Source organism: Alienimonas chondri (assembly GCF_013036045.1).
GTDB classification, from domain to species: Bacteria; Planctomycetota; Planctomycetia; order Planctomycetales; family Planctomycetaceae; genus Alienimonas; species Alienimonas chondri.
Window position 1 is genome coordinate 1 of the sequence record NZ_WTPX01000124.1, and the last position, 14,196, is coordinate 14,196.

The following is a 14,196-nucleotide window of genomic DNA, read 5'->3' on the forward strand; positions in this document are numbered from 1 at the left end:
CGGACGCCGCCAAGGCGCCTTCGCTCCCGCGGTCGCCGCAGGGCATCGCGATCCCCAAGTCCGCGGAGTTGGATAAGGAACTCGAAGCGAGCATCTCCGCGGGGCTCAGCGACGACGCCCTCTCCCGCCAGATGAACGCCGGAGGTGCGAAGGCCGCTCCTGCCGACGGCGAGGCGGCGGAGGGCGAGGACGCCCCCGCGCCGAACATGATCGGCGACGAGGAGTCGATCGAGTCCGGCACCAAGCTGATGGGCAAGGTCGACTCCAAGACCGACAGCGACCTGTTCGTGAATCTCGAACGCAGCCGGCTGCAGGGCATCATCCCCCGCACCGACTACCCGGACGGCAACGGCCCGCCGGTCGGCTTCAACGGGGCGTTCTTCGTCGATCGCGTCGACGTCGAAAACGGCCTGATTCACCTCAGCAGCCCCCGCGGGCGTCGTAAGGTGACCGGCGACTGGGACAGCGTGAACGTCGGCCAGACCGTCGAGTGCAGCGTGACCGGCACCAACAAGGGCGGCCTGCAGGTGCAGGTCGGCCAGTTGCGCGGCTTCATGCCGGCCAGCCAGATCGACATCGGCTTCGTCTCCGATATGTCGCAGTTCGTCGGCCAGCGGATCGAGGCCCGCGTCATCGAGGTCAAGCCGGAGAAGAAGAACCTCGTGCTCTCCCGCGCCGCGGTGCTCAAGGAAGCCCGCAAGGGGATGGAGGCGGAGCTCTGGGAGACCCTCAAGCCCGGCGAGACCCGCGACGGCATCGTGCGGGCGATGAAGCCCTACGGCGCCTTCGTCGACATCGGCGGGGTGGACGGTTTCCTTCACATCGGCGAGATCAGCCACAACCGGATCGGTCACCCCTCCGACGTGCTCAAAGACGGCCAGAAGATTCAGGTCAAGATCCTGAAGGTCGACCCCGAGAGCCGCAAAGTCGGCTTGGGCATGAAGCAGCTGTCGAAGGACCCGTGGCAGCAGCTCGAAGAGAGCTATCCCGTCGGTTCGACGCTGAAGGGGAAGGTCACCCGTTGCACGGAATTCGGCGCGTTCGTCGAGATCGAGGAGGGGGTCGAGGGCCTCATCCACATCTCCGAGCTGGACCACAAGCGGGTCAGCCGCGTGTCCGACATCGTTCGCGTCAACGAGGAGGTCGAAGCCAAGGTGCTGACGGTCGAACCGAACCGGAAGCGGGTCTCGCTGTCGTTGAAAGCGTTGAAGGACAAACCGGCGTCGGCCGCTCCCCGCGGCAAGGGCAAGAAGAAGGATGAGGAGCCGGATCTCCCCGCCTACGAACGCCAGCGCAAGGGGCCGCTCAAGGGCGGCACCGGCGACGGCAAGGGCGGCCTGTTCGGCGACCCGAGCAAGTTCGGCGGTTAAGCGCCGCCGCCGCTTCCATGCGAAAGCCGCGATCGCCTCGGAAGGCGATCGCGGCTTTCTGCGTTCCGGCTGCGGGCGATTCGGGCGGGGAGCCGGATCAGCCCTTGATCGCCGCGGCGATCTCCGCCTTGGAAATCGGCTCGGCGAGGCGGGCGCCCATCTGGCTGACGACCTTCGCCGCGCTCAGCGATCCCAGTCGGCCGGCCTGCTCCCATTCGAGGCCGTTCGTGATGCCGTACAGCACGCCGGCGGCGTACATGTCGCCGGCGCCGGTCGTGTCGATCGCCTTCACGGGGACGCCGGGGACGTGCTCCAGCCCCAGCGGGTCGACCAGCAGCGAGCCCTCCGCCCCCATCGTCAGCGCGATCCGCGGGCCGAGGGCCGCGAGGTCGTTCGCGCAATCGCGGGCGGAGTCCTTGCCCGTCAGCCCGCGGGCTTCGTCGAGGTTGCAGAACAACAGGTCGACGGGACCGCCGATGAGTTCGAGGAAGTCCGCTTTGAAGGCGTTGACGAGGAACGGGTCGGAGACCGTCAGCGCCACTTTCGCCCCGGCCGCCTTCGCCGATCGAATCGCCGCTCGGGCCGCGGCTTGGTTTTGCTCCGTGCCGAACAGATAGCCCTCGACGTAGACCCATTCCGAGGTGCCGAGATCCCGGTTGACGATGTCCGCATCGCTGAGCGTCGCCGACACGCCAAGGTGCGTCAGCATCGTGCGTTCGGCGTCCTCGGTGATGAGGACGACGCAGGTGCCCGTGTGGCCTTCGTCGGCGGGGGGCACTTCGATCGTGACGCCCGCGGCCCGCATGTCCTTCAGGAAGAACTCGCCGAGGTCGTCCGCCGCCGTCTTCCCCGCATAGGCCGCCGAACCGCCGAACTGGGCGATGCCCAGGATCGTGTTCGCCGCGCTCCCGCCGGCGCAACGGTTGGTGTCGATCTCGCCCAGTTCCGACAGCACGCGGATCTGCACGGAGTCGTCCACCAGCGTCATCACCCCTTTTTCGTAGCCGACGCGGGCGAGCAGCTCGTCAGGCACCCGGGCCTGCACGTCGACCAGGGCGTTTCCGATTCCGTAAACGTTCAGCGGCATACGAAGCGGCCCCTCTGCGGGGCGAAAGAGGGGCGAAGCGTGAGGGATCACTCGAGTTCGATCAGCGCCGTGACGCCGCCGCGATTGTCGGCGCGGCGGTCCGGGCGATCGTTGATCCGAAGGTACAGGGTTCCGTCCCTTGGGGCGACGAAGCTGCCTTCCGCTCCCACCGGGATCGGCTCCGCCAAGCCGATCGGCGGGGCGGGGGCGTCGGCCAGAACCGCCGCCTGCAACTGCCCGATCGGTTGCCCGCGGTGATAGTCGAAGCTGATCCCGTCCGCCGTGCTCTCCCAAGGCTTCGGATCGTCAGCCAGGGTGAATCGGCCGGCGGCGTTCACCGTGACCGTCTGGCCTTTCCGAACCGAACCGAAGGCCTGCCATCCTTGGTCTGCGGAGACGGGGGCGGGAGCTTGGACGAGCTTTGATCGGAACTGCACCGCGTTCGCGGCCACGTCGTAGCCGGGGACCAACTCCGTGGCGAACGCCGGCCATTCCGCGTCGATCTGTCGCCGGACCGGATTGAACACGGACAGGTCGCCCCGTCGTCCCGGATCGCTCAGCGTGCGGAACGTCTCGGCGTAGGCCGGATGGGCGTCGAGGAACGTGACGAGCGCCCACGACCACGCGTAGCCGCGGTCGCCGTCGAGGAAGTCGGCGTCGGAGAGCGAGGCGATCTCGTCGATCGAGGGAATCGAATCGGCCTGCACGTCCGCCCGGATTCGTTCGAGGCGATCCCATCCGCCCGCCGCCGCCTCGTCGCCCGGGATGACGCGAACTTTCAGCGACCCGTCCGGCTCGATCCGGTGGGCGCCGAAGCGTTCGGCCATCCCCTCCAGATACCACAACGGTCCCGCGTTGCGTCGATCGACGTGCAGGCCCATGAAGACGTGCGTCGCTTCGTGCAGCGTGAGCGAGCGACGGAAATACTCCTCCTCCACGTCGTACATCCAGAACCGGCGGCCTCGCTGGCGGCCGGTGAGGAACGGCGGCAGGTCGTCCGGGAACACCCCGGCGGAGCGAAACCGATCCGGCTCCGCCATCAGGAACGCGGTCATCAGCGGGTCGGCCTCGGCATCGCCTGCGTTTCGCCGGGGCGGGGGGGCGCCGAAGTAGTCGACCCAGGCGGGCCACGCGGCTTCGATCAGGGCGGGCAATCCGGTCGCATGTTCGGGGCGATCGGTGACGACGGTGAGCCGATCCCCGGCAAGCTGCGTTAGCCCCGCCCCGGCGAGAACGGCGGCGCCGGGCAGCGGCGGTTCGCGATCGACCGGGCGCACGACGGGGGCGGGGTCATCGTCGGGGACTGCGGGAGCTGGGTTCTCGGCGGCGACTGGCGCCGGATCGTCGGGCCACTCGACCACGGGCACGTCCGGGGTCGGGGCGGGCGCCGGCTCGCCCGTGCAACCGGCCAGGCCGGCGGACAGCAGGAGACCGAGGAACAGAGGTGCGGCTGTGCGAATCACGAAGGCAGGATAGCCGGGGTTCCGGGTTCGCGTCCGCTGAATCGGGGGACACGGCTTCCTCGGTTGACGACATCGCGGCTCTCGGTAGACTCACCGCCCCGCTGATGCGAACCCGGCTCCGCCGGCGAGTGTCCGGCGGGGCGACTGCCGGGTTCTTCGGTCTTGCACCGAGCCCCGCTCAGTCACACGGGGCCGTAGCTCAATTGGTTAGAGTACCGGACTGTCGATCCGGGGGTTGCGGGTTCAAGTCCCGTCGGCCTCGCTCCCGTGCTTACAAGCCGCCCTCGGACGGGTTACCGTCCGGGGGCGGTTTTCGTATCCCCCGCCCCATCAGCCACGCTGGCCCGCTGCCGTCCAATGCGGAGCGGTTCTCTCTCCCCGCCGTTCCCACGATGAAAACTTCTCGCCAGTTTCAGGACACCGGCAACCCGGTGCTCGACAGCACGGTGAACCTCGTCGCCGCCTATCTCGGCGGACCGGCTGCGGAGATGGAACCGAGTCGGCTGGCGGACTTCATCCGGGAAGTGCATGTCGCTGTGAGCCGCGTCGCCGGCGAGGAACCGAACGGCCTGAAGCGGCGCCTCGAAGAACCGCGTCCCAAGGCGCCCTTCGCGGATCGTCCCCCCTTCAAGAAGACCGGCGGATTCAAGCCGAGCGGCGGGAGCAGCGGCGGCTACAAGGGCGGTAGCAGCAGCGGCGGCAGCGGCGGGGGCTATTCCGGCGGCGGCGGCGGCTACTCCAGCGGCGGCGGCGGGTACAAAAAACGCGACGACGGCTGAGCGAAGCTCATCGCGTCTGTTCGGGACGAACGGCACGCCCCCGTTCATCACGACCGACGACGTCTAAGAAACTCAGAACGCCCCGCGTCGCGGCTCTGCCGCGGCCGGGGCGTTCGTCTGTTCCCGCAGCGCTGATCCGCCCGGCGACCCGCTCAGCCGTCGGCGAGGCTGAGGGAACGCACGCCCTCGGCGGCGAAGATCTCCTCGACTTTGGCCAGCCGGGCGGCGGAGCGGGGCCCGTGGACTTCGACGCCGATCAGAATCTGCCCTTCGCGGACCGCCTGATCGTAAAAATCGGCGAGTTCTCCCTCGTTTCCACGGGTCAGCATCGCCCCGAGAAAACTGCCCGAGATCCCGCCGGCTCCGGCGACCGCGGCGGCTCCGATCACCGCCAGCCCGCCGGTCGCCGCCCCGACCGCGGCCACGGCGCCGGCGACCAGCAAACCGGTCACCCCGCCGGACGCGATCGCCTGCGGGGTGAAATCGCCGGCGGGGTCTTCATGCTCAAAGCGGCGGAAATGAGCCTCTTTGACTTCGTCGCTGCACAGGACGGAGATTTCCGCGACGGTGAAGCCGGCCTCTGCGAGTCGATCGATCAGACGGTCCGCGGCCTCGACTTCCGCGACCACCGCCGCCCGGACCGGGATGGCTTCCGCGTTCGCGTCCGCGGCTTGATCGGCGGCCGCGGCGTCAGCGAGGTTGGGGGATTCGGCAGATGCGGCCATCGGAGGGTGCGATTAGGAGGCAAGCGGGTCGAACCGGCGGAGCGGCGGCCTTCACCGGAAGGCGAGGCAGCGTAGATTAGACGCCCACGTCCCCGCCGACCGTCCCGAGCTGCAATTCGTGTCCGATTCCGCCGACCCCCGTCCCCCCAAGCCGGTCGTGCAGGTGATCGTCGATGCGCTCGCGTCCCGCGTCGTGCGACCCGCGATCGACGCGGGCAAGCTACCGAACGTCGCCGCGGTGATCGAGCGGGGCGGCGTGCGCTGGGACTGCACCTCGATCTTCCCCTCCATCACGCCCGCGGCCACCTGCGCCCTGACGACCGGGCAGTACCCCGATCGCACCCACATCGCCGGCGCCTACTGGTTCGACCCGGAAACCAACGAGGTCGCCTACTTCGGCGACGACATCTGGACGATCCTCGCGGAGTCGCCCGGGCGGTACATCCACGACTTCCAGATCGGGTTGAACTTCCATCGGCTCAAGGCGGACACCGTCTTCGAGATGCTCGAAGAGGTCGGTCATTCGACCGCGGCGCTGAACAGCATGTGGTTTCGCGGCCCGCATCCGCACGCGTTGCACACCCCGGTCGAGTTCGAACTGGCTCCCGGCGTGTCGATGGCCACGGAACTGCTCGGACCGACCGTCATGACGCTCGCGGACTTCTGCCGCTCCGGCGGCGTCGAGGGCGGGGAACCGTTGGAAGCGCCCGGCGGCCCGACCCGGCGATACGGATTTCATGACGAGGCGACCTCGCAGTTCCTCCTCGATCTGTACGGTCGGAACCGTCCGCCGGCCTACACGCTCGCGTATTTTCCCAACAACGATTTCGAGAGCCACGAGCACGGCCCGCAAAACGCCCTGCCGGTGCTGGAACAGCTCGATAAAACGCTCGGCGGGTTGTTCGCCCTGTACGGCGGGGTCGACTCCTTCCTGGAGAAGTTCGCCTTCCTGATGACCGGCGACCACAGCCAGGCCGACTGCGACGACGACCCCAACGCACGCGAGATCGATCTGACGGAGGTTCTGTCCGACTTCAGCGTCGTCCACGGGGGCGAGGATTGGGAACGCGGCGAGCAGCTGCTCGTCTGTCCCAATATGCGGGCGGCTCAGATTTATCTGTCCGAAGACGGACCCTCGCTGGAACAGGTCCGCGACGCCGTGCTGACGTGCGAACGCATCGATCAGGCGATCTGGCGGACGCCGATTCATCGGACCGGCGGCCCGAATCCCGGAAACGAGCCGACCATGTTCTACGTCGCGACCGCGAATCGCGGCACGCTGCGATTCTCGCCCGCCAGCGGCCCGGAAGCTGTCGAGCTTCCCGGCGGAGCGACCGCGGTCGATCGCTACGGCAATCTCTGGCGGTACGAGGGCGATCTCAAGGCGCTGGACGGCCGAATCGAGTCGGGCGGAGGGGCCGACGGCGTCGATCTGATCACCTTCCCCGACTATCCGAACGCCTTTGAGCGGATCACGACGTCATTCTTCCCGGAAAGCGGCGCCCTGTGGGCGACGGCGTTCCCGGGGTCGGAGTTCCGTCTGCCCCGCACCACGACGCACTTCGGCGGATCGCACGGCTCGCTGCATCAGTTGGACAGCGCCAGCCCGCTGATCTTCGGCGGACTGCCGGACGATGTCGCGATGCCGGATCACCCCCGCACCGTGGACGTCGTCCCCTTGGCGATGCGGTGTCTGAACGCCACCCCGCCGTGGGAACCGGGCGAGGGCCGCGTCGTCGAGTGACCGAGGCTGAAGGCGAGCCGTGGTTGCGGACGGCGGGCCGAACCCTCCGGTGCGGGAGCCGCGACGGGCGTTGCGGTCACGCCGCGGGAGCGACCGCCGGCGCCGCGGTCGCGGCCGGTTTTTCGGACTCCGCATCGGGCGAGTCCGAAGCGGAGTCGTCTTTCTCGATGCGAGGACCGAGCAGCAAGGCCAGGGGGCGGAGCGACTCCACGTCGTCGCAGACGATCTTGGTCATCGACAGCAGCGGCACCGCCAGCACGGCGCCCGTCGGTCCCCAGATCCAGCCCCAGAAGGCGAGGCTCAACAGCACCATCAGCGGGTTCAGCGAGATCGATTTGCCGAGGACCGCCGGCGTGAGGAAGTTCCCCTCCAGCAGGTTGATGCACATGTAGCACAGCGGCGCCATTGCAGCGTCGAGCAGTCCGAAATCCGGTTCGAGGTAGGCGACGAGGAACACGACCCCCGCCCCGATGAACGCCCCGACGTAGGGGATGAAGTTCAGCATGCCGGCCATCACGCCCCACAGCACGGGGTTGGGCAGGCCGACGAGCCACATCGCGATGCCGATGCACACGCCCAGCGCCGCGTTGATGGCGGAGACGAGCATCAGATAGCGGCTCACGCCTTTCTCGGCGGCTCGAGTCAGGCCGACGGCCTCCCGCTTTTCCGCCATCGTGGGCAGCAACGCGATCGTGTTGTTGAGGATCGCATCCCCCTCCGCGAGCAGGAAGTAGAGGAACACGAACGCCAACGCGAACCCGCCGAGCGCCTCCGGGGCGCTGCTGAACACGCGGTTCAACAGGCTGGGCGGACGCTCCTCCACGACCATCGTGGCGGGTTCGTCCTCCTCCTCGACTTCGACGCCCCCCGCCTGCCGCACTTCGGCCGCGGCGCCGGGACCGGCGGCGCCGAGCGCGGCGTAATCGGGGTCGTCGCCCTCCGGCTCCTCATCGTCCTCGCCCTCGCGTCGCGGCGGCGCGGGGGTCTCGGTCGACACGCCCAGATCGCCAGCGCCGTTCAGCTTCTTCTGCATCGAAACGAACGACTTGAACAGCTTCTCCTGGTTCAGCTTCACGCTGGCGGCGTCGAGTTTCTCCGGGAGCCCCCGCACGAAGTCCTCCGCCGGCAGGGCCAACAGGGAGAGCGCCACGATCAGCATCGCGATCGTCCCGACCAGCGCCCCCGCGGCGCCGGCGTACTCCGGCACCCGCCACCGTTTTCGCAGATACCGCACGACCGGGCGGAACAGCAGCGCCAGCACCACCGCCAACGTGAACGGCAGCAGCACCGCCCGGGCGAAGAACAACGTGTAGGCGAGGGCGAGAATCGCCAGCACCTCCAACGCTTTGGTGCGGGTGTTCCACCCCGCGTCCACGGTCGGCGCCGGGAGCGAACCGCCCGGAGATCCGAGTTGCGGCGGGATCGACTCCAGCGGCGGGATCGAAGCGAGGTCCAGCGATTCCTCGCGGGCGGCGTTGGAGGGGGTATTCGTCATCGGGGGGACGTCGGCCCGTTCACCGACGGTCGTTGGGGTTCAGAGCGTCCGCCGCTCAGCGAGGCTTTGACCCAACGCAGATTCGCGGAGAACGCGTCGCCGCTGCGGGAGAACGTCCCGGCGGCTCGCATCAGTCCCTTGAGGCCCAGCCAGGCGGTGAGGCCGCCGATCGCGAACCCCACGCCCGCCGCGATTAAAAACGCGGCCCAAGCCGGGAGTCCCGCGGCGACCAGCCCGTAACCCGCGGCGACCAGCAGCACCGGCAATCCGGACGCCGCCAGCACCACGCCGATCGCCACCAACGCCAACGAGAGGACGGAGCGATTCGCGGCCGATTTCGCATCCGCGGCCAACAACTTGGCTTGAAGCTCGCCCAGTTCCGTCAGGTCGGAGAGCAACGCCTGACCGCTTCGGCCCAGTTCGACGGGGGGCAGCGGCGGTCGGCCGTTCGTGAACATCAGCGAGGAGCAGCAAGGCTTGGGGGCGAGAACCGAGGACGCGAACCGGGGGCGGAAACCGTGGACGGGGTCAGCGTCGTTTGAGCGCCCAGCCCAACGCCAACCCCACGGCCGCCGCCGCTCCGAGGCCGATCGCCGGATGGCTCGCCACCCAGCCCGCCGCCACGTCCTTCAACCCGGGCTCCGCCAAACGAATGCCCGGCGAGGGCGACCGCAACCCGGACAACGGCACGCCCGTGGAAACGCCCGACGACGCGGCCGCGGCCGGGCGTTGCGGCAATCGACGGCCGGACGGCGTGCTCCCGGACGGCGTGCTCCCGGACGTCCGATTCTGAGGCGTCCCGTTCTGGGGCGTCCGGTTCGCGGGCGGCGGATTCACGGGCGGAGCGAGGGCCGGAGGGCGGGGGAAACGGTTCATCGCGGGCTCCCGAAGGGGCGGTCGGCGTTCCTGGAGGCGCCGGGCCCGCGGGCTTCGCCGGGGGGGCGTTCCGTCGGTCCGGCGGACGGGGAGTCCGCATCGGCCGCGGCGGCGCCGAACATCGAACCGGCCTTCTGGGAGAGGTAAGCGGTCCCCGCCCGCACCGCCACGTTTCCGATCACCGCCGCCAAGCCCATCCACGGCCCCTTGCCGGAAACGGGCCGCTCCACGACCTCCTTGGGGCTCGCCGCTTCGCTGTCGCTGCTGCGTCGTTTCCCTTTCGTCCGCACGACCTTCGGGGAACGGGGCCGGGCCGGCACGGCGAGGTAGCCCACCGCCGCCGCCGCCGCCGCACAGGCGAGGGGCGCCGAGCGAACGTAGCAGGTCCAGTCGCCGGAGCGGCGGGCCGCTTCGGAGAAATCCGCCGCGTGACGGTCCACACGACCGCGGACCGCTTCCATCGACGCCAGCAACGCGGCGGGGTCGGACGAATCAGGCCGCGGGGCGGCGACGGGAGAGGGGGGCGAGGCCAAGGCGAAGACCGATCAGCGGGCGGGGAACGACCGGGGCGGTCAATCGAGGTACTTGGCGACGTTGTCCGGGACAACATCGCGGATCGACGCGAGCAGCCGTTCGCCGAGCTGTTCCGCTCGGTTGGGCAGGCTGGGAGGCTGGGGGCGGACGATGCGACCCAACGCGAAGCCGAGGGCCGTGCCCAGCCCGACGCCCAGGCCGAAGGCGGTCAGGACGGTGCCGGCGGGGTAGTCGGCCGCGGTCTGCTCGAATTGCTGCCGGTAATGGGCGAGCAGTTGCTCGTCGGAGACGTCGGCGGGGTTCGCCTCCGCCTCGGCGTCCGGCGTGTAGAGGCCGGAGCCGGTCTGGTCGAAGGTGCCGTCGGGCATCGGAAGAGTCCGGTAGTCGAGTGGTCAGTGAACCGGGGGCGGCGGGGGCCGCCCTGGGGAAATTCTATCACACCGCCCGACCCGCATTCGCACATGAGGAAAAGTCCCAGCCTGCCCCCCGGTCGCCCCCGTCGCATGAACGGTTCAAGACGAAAGACCGAATTGCGAACGGCCCAATAGAAACGGCCGCCCCGCAATCGCGGAACGGCCGTCAGGCGAATCGATCGAGGGCGGCGATCGTCAGGCGGCCTGATAGGCGTCGCGGAGGTCGCGGATCTGGTCGTGGTGGGCCTTCACCTCGGCCAACTGGCGATGCAGCACGTCGCTGACGGCGCTGCCCGGATCGGCCTTCACGGCTTCTTCGTACTGAGCCTTGATGTGGTCCTCGCCGCGTTCGGCCTCGGCCAGCACGGCCGCCTTGTCGCTGCCGGACAGCTTCGCCCGCAGATCCAGCCAGGTGCGATGGAAGGCCGCGGCGATGCTGCCGCGTTCCTGCGGTTCCTTGTTGTTCAACGCGACCAGGCCCTGCAGTTCGTCGGCGTTCTTGCTGCGGATTTCGCCGATCTGACGGAACAGCGCCGCGATGCGATCGTCGCCGACCTGCTCCGCGGCTTCGGCGAAGCCGTCCTTGCTGTCGATGTTGATCTGGATGAGATCCTGCAGGTGACCGACGGAGGCGTCGGACAGGTTCGTTTTCGTTTCGAGAGACATGAGAATCGATGGGGCGAGAGTGAAGGGACGAGAGATGCGGCAGCCGGTTCGGCCCCTGCCGCGGCGGGCCGTCAGGGTTGGCCTTCGCTGAATTGCTCGCTCTCGGTGGCGCTCCACGCGTTGCGGAGCGTCTGCCATTCCTGAGCGTCCAGCAGGTTCTCGAACACCGCTTGGACACGCGGCGGCACCTGACTGCTCTCCGAGAGCGTGCGGTACATGTCGCGGAGGCGGTCGTCGAACTCCACGACCATCGCGGTCGCTTCGTCCAGCGATTGATCGGGGTCGAGATCGACCTTCTGAAAGAACGTCCGCAGCTCGTCTTCGCTGGTGTGCTGGATCCAGGTGTCGAGGATGCCTTCGCGGACCGTCTCCGGATAATTGCTCATCAAGCGGCCCAATTCGCGCTCGTGGGCGGCGAAATAGTCCATCAGCGCCGTGGTCTGCTCGTCGGCGGAGCGCTCGGCGACCTCCTCGCAGAACGCGGTCACCCGCTTCTGCCAGCGATGCACGACTTCAAACAGCTCTCGGACGGTTTTGTAGGCCACTGTGGAAAGGGTTCTTCGACGAAGGGACGGGTCGGCTGATCGGTGCCCAATTATCCCCGCTCGTCCCCATCGTCACCCCGGGCCGAACCCGGGCGAGGCGACGGGATGATCCCCCCGGCCGCCGCGGCCCCGTTTCTGCCAACCTGAACGCTCCCCCCGCTGATTGCTTCACCCGCCGCCCGATCCCGCGATGTCTGAGACTCCCCCCGATTCCGCTTCCCCGGCCGCGGAACGTCGTTACGACGTGGTGGTGATCGGCAGCGGCCCGGCGGCCGGGACGGTGGTCAGCGGGTTGAAGGACAGCGGCAAACGGGTCGCGGCGGTGGATCGACGGCGGTTCGGCGGCACCTGTGCGTTACGCGGCTGCAACCCGAAAAAGGTGTTGTTGAACGCCGCGAAGGTGGTGGACGCCGCCCGGCGTTCGCACGGCGTGATGGTGGAAGGGGGCAACACGGTCGACATCGACTGGCCCCGGCTGCACGCCTTCCAGACCTCATTCACCGACCCCGTCCCGCCCAGCCGGGTCGATCAGTTCCGCGAGGCCGGCGCCGACTGCTTTGCGGGGAACGCCCGGTTCACGGCGGCGGACACGCTGGTGGTCGAGCCGTGGGACGTGCCGGGGGGCGATGTACCGGCGGGCGACGTGCCGGGGGGCGAGGTACCGGCGGGAGAGGGGGGCGCCGCCCCGATCACGCTGCGATTCGAGCAGGTCGTGATCGCGACCGGGTCGATTCCCGTGCCGATCGACGTGCCGGGGAAGGAGCGCCTCACGCTGTCCGACCAGTTCCTGGACGTGGCGGACGTGCCGGAGCGGATCGTGTTCATCGGCGGGGGGTACATCAGCCTGGAGTTCGCCCACGCCCTGCTGCGGGCCGATCGGGAGGTGACGATCCTCGAAGCGACGCCGCACATCCTCGACCCGTTCGACCACGTGTTGGCCGATCGCCTGGCCGACCGCACCCGCGGGCTGGGGGCCCGGATCGAATGCGGCGTGAAGCTGACCGCGATCGAGGACGCCCCGGACGGTTCGCTGATCGCCGTGGCGGAGCGGGAGAACGGGGCCGACGGGGAGACGCTCCGCATCTCCTGCGACGCGGTCGTGCACGGGGCGGGGCGGACGCCGGCGGTCGAGTCGCTGGCCTGCGACGCCGCGGGGATCGATTGCGACGAGCAGGGCGTGACGGTGACCGACGAGTTGGTCAGCACGTCGAACTCCCGCGTGTTCGCCGCGGGGGACTGTGCGGGGCTGGGCCATCCGATGCTGACGCCGGTCGCCGAGGCCCACGGGGACGCGGTGGTGCAGGCGATTCTGACCGGAACGCCCGCGGCGCCGAACGTCTCTCCGCTGCCGAGCGCCGCCTTCACGGAGCCGGAGCTGGCCGCGGTGGGTCTCACGGCGAAGGAGGCGGAAGAGCAGGGCGTCGCCTTCGATCTGCTCGAGGCGGACATCGGCACGAAGGGCGCTCTGCGGAAGCGCTGCGAACCCTGTGCGGGCTATCGCCTGCTGCTCGAACCGAAGACCGGCAAGCTGCTGGGCGCCCATCTGCTGGGGCCGGATATGGCGGAGCTGATCAACCTGTTCGCCGTGGCCATGAAGCACGGCCTGACGTTGGCCGACCTCGTCGCCGTGCCGCTGACCTATCCGTCGTTGGCGGCGGAGATCCTGCAGGACGCCTTCGATCAGGCGGAGCAAAGCGCCTCGACCGGCGCCTCGAAAGCCGGGCTCTCCTGATCGCGGTCCGCCTCCGCACAGATGCATGAACCAGCGAATACGTCCCGGACCCTCGGGAGGGGCCGGGACGCGATCGTCGTTCAGCGGGCGGAGCCTTTCGGCTCGGCGATTCCGCTCAGCGGGTCGGTTCAGTACTCGCCGTCACGGTCGTGGAAGTAATCGTCCGGACCCTTGGTGGTGTAGTAGGGGTACTGGGTGACGGGCATCGGGCCCATCTTGCCGGGGACGTTCGGGTTGGCGCCGGGCGGGTAGAGGTAACCCTCGGGAGCGTTGTAGGAGTACTCGTGGCGGTGCTGCGGGACGAACGTGCCGCCGCGATGGAAGGGGCCGCCCTGGGCGAACAAGCCGCAGGGGGGCAACGGCGCCAGGCCGTGCGTGCCGAGGCAGGTCGGGCAGCCTCCGGGCGGGCAGTTGCCGTAGCACTGCGGGCAGTCGGCGTAGCCGCCGTGCGGCCCGGCGTGCTGCGGGACGCCGCCCTGAACCGCGGGGCCGCTGTGAACCGCGGGGGCTCCGTGGACGTGGGGGTGGCTCTCGACGTGGCCGGAGACCGGGCGAATGCCGCTCGCCGGGGCCGGAGCCGGGGCCGGCATCGTCTGCGGAGCCGTCCGCATTTGCGGAGCCGTTTGCTGAACCGCGGGCCGAGCGACGGGGCGGATCGGCTCCGCCTGCTGGACGCTCCGACCGCGGCCGGCCCGGTTCTGAGCCCGGATCACGACGGCGTCGGCGTCGGCGGTCGCCGTTGCGGCGGCGGGCACGCGGAGACGCAC

14 protein-coding genes, 1 tRNA gene and 1 pseudogene are annotated in these 14,196 nt (G+C 69.2%); 6 read left to right on the forward strand and 10 right to left on the reverse strand.

The annotated features are described in order from the left end of the window. Positions 1 to 1,370 (forward strand): 30S ribosomal protein S1 (locus tag LzC2_RS16095; RefSeq protein ID WP_171188865.1); only part of this gene is annotated, 1,370 nt, incomplete at its 5' end. A gap of 97 nt (positions 1,371 to 1,467) precedes the next feature. Here the strand turns inward: LzC2_RS16095 and LzC2_RS16100 are convergent. Together LzC2_RS16100 and LzC2_RS16105 are read right to left on the reverse strand one after the other, a co-directional pair. Continuing rightward, a complete protein-coding gene (locus tag LzC2_RS16100; protein WP_171188867.1) occupies positions 1,468 to 2,457 on the reverse strand; it encodes an adenosine kinase in 990 nt (329 codons plus the stop codon). Between the two features lie 47 nt (positions 2,458 to 2,504). Continuing rightward, positions 2,505 to 3,920: a hypothetical protein gene (locus LzC2_RS16105; RefSeq protein ID WP_171188869.1), complete on the reverse strand. Its 1,416-nt coding sequence runs from the start codon at positions 3,918 to 3,920 to the stop codon at positions 2,505 to 2,507. A 188-nt stretch (positions 3,921 to 4,108) separates the two neighbouring features. On the opposite strand from LzC2_RS16105, the gene LzC2_RS16110 reads away from it, so the two are divergent. Together LzC2_RS16110 and LzC2_RS16115 are read left to right on the forward strand one after the other, a co-directional pair. Continuing rightward, positions 4,109 to 4,182, forward strand: a tRNA-Asp gene (locus LzC2_RS16110). Positions 4,183 to 4,312: 130 nt separating this feature from the next. After that, entirely contained in the window at positions 4,313 to 4,699 is a 387-nt protein-coding gene (locus LzC2_RS16115; RefSeq protein WP_171188872.1) for a hypothetical protein, read from the forward strand. Positions 4,700 to 4,851: 152 nt separating this feature from the next. Here the strand turns inward: LzC2_RS16115 and LzC2_RS16120 are convergent, their stop codons facing one another. Then, positions 4,852 to 5,424 carry a hypothetical protein gene (locus LzC2_RS16120; protein ID WP_171188874.1) on the reverse strand — a complete coding sequence of 191 codons (573 nt, stop codon included), beginning with the start codon at positions 5,422 to 5,424 and terminating at the stop codon, positions 4,852 to 4,854. Between the two features lie 118 nt (positions 5,425 to 5,542). Between LzC2_RS16120 and LzC2_RS16125 the strand changes: the two genes are divergently transcribed. Beyond that, positions 5,543 to 7,168: an alkaline phosphatase family protein gene (locus LzC2_RS16125; protein ID WP_171188876.1), complete on the forward strand. Its 1,626-nt coding sequence runs from the start codon at positions 5,543 to 5,545 to the stop codon at positions 7,166 to 7,168. Between the two features lie 76 nt (positions 7,169 to 7,244). Here the strand turns inward: LzC2_RS16125 and LzC2_RS16130 are convergent, their stop codons facing one another. Next, positions 7,245 to 8,663: an AI-2E family transporter gene (locus tag LzC2_RS16130; RefSeq protein ID WP_171188878.1), complete on the reverse strand. Its 1,419-nt coding sequence runs from the start codon at positions 8,661 to 8,663 to the stop codon at positions 7,245 to 7,247. After that, the gene (locus LzC2_RS16135) at positions 8,660 to 9,121 is read right to left on the reverse strand and encodes a phage holin family protein (RefSeq protein ID WP_171188880.1); all 462 of its coding nucleotides are present in this window, start codon (positions 9,119 to 9,121) and stop codon (positions 8,660 to 8,662) included. The genes LzC2_RS16130 and LzC2_RS16135 overlap by 4 nt, the downstream gene beginning before the upstream one ends. Before the next feature lie 80 nt (positions 9,122 to 9,201). Between LzC2_RS16135 and LzC2_RS16140 the strand changes: the two genes are divergently transcribed. Further along, positions 9,202 to 9,456 carry a hypothetical protein gene (locus LzC2_RS16140; RefSeq protein ID WP_171188882.1) on the forward strand — a complete coding sequence of 85 codons (255 nt, stop codon included), beginning with the start codon at positions 9,202 to 9,204 and terminating at the stop codon, positions 9,454 to 9,456. A gap of 79 nt (positions 9,457 to 9,535) precedes the next feature. Here the strand turns inward: LzC2_RS16140 and LzC2_RS16145 are convergent, their stop codons facing one another. The 4 genes from LzC2_RS16145 to LzC2_RS16160 all read right to left on the reverse strand — a co-directional run bounded on the left by LzC2_RS16145 (position 9,536) and on the right by LzC2_RS16160 (position 11,697). Beyond that, the gene (locus tag LzC2_RS16145) at positions 9,536 to 10,072 is read right to left on the reverse strand and encodes a hypothetical protein (RefSeq protein WP_171188884.1); all 537 of its coding nucleotides are present in this window, start codon (positions 10,070 to 10,072) and stop codon (positions 9,536 to 9,538) included. A 39-nt stretch (positions 10,073 to 10,111) separates the two neighbouring features. After that, complete coding sequence (locus LzC2_RS16150) at positions 10,112 to 10,441, reverse strand: hypothetical protein (RefSeq protein ID WP_171188886.1); 330 nt, start codon at positions 10,439 to 10,441, stop codon at positions 10,112 to 10,114. 240 nt (positions 10,442 to 10,681) lie between these two features. After that, positions 10,682 to 11,152: a PA2169 family four-helix-bundle protein gene (locus LzC2_RS16155; RefSeq protein ID WP_171188888.1), complete on the reverse strand. Its 471-nt coding sequence runs from the start codon at positions 11,150 to 11,152 to the stop codon at positions 10,682 to 10,684. 71 nt (positions 11,153 to 11,223) lie between these two features. Next, positions 11,224 to 11,697, reverse strand: a complete 474-nt coding sequence (locus tag LzC2_RS16160; protein WP_171188890.1) for a hypothetical protein — start codon at positions 11,695 to 11,697, stop codon at positions 11,224 to 11,226. A gap of 190 nt (positions 11,698 to 11,887) precedes the next feature. Here LzC2_RS16160 and LzC2_RS16165 point away from each other — a divergent pair, with 190 nt between their 5' ends. Beyond that, a complete protein-coding gene (locus tag LzC2_RS16165; RefSeq protein ID WP_171188892.1) occupies positions 11,888 to 13,429 on the forward strand; it encodes a dihydrolipoyl dehydrogenase family protein in 1,542 nt (513 codons plus the stop codon). Positions 13,430 to 13,557: 128 nt separating this feature from the next. Here LzC2_RS16165 and LzC2_RS16170 read toward each other — a convergent pair. Next, a pseudogene (locus LzC2_RS16170) lies at positions 13,558 to 14,196 on the reverse strand (hypothetical protein); the annotation flags it as partial.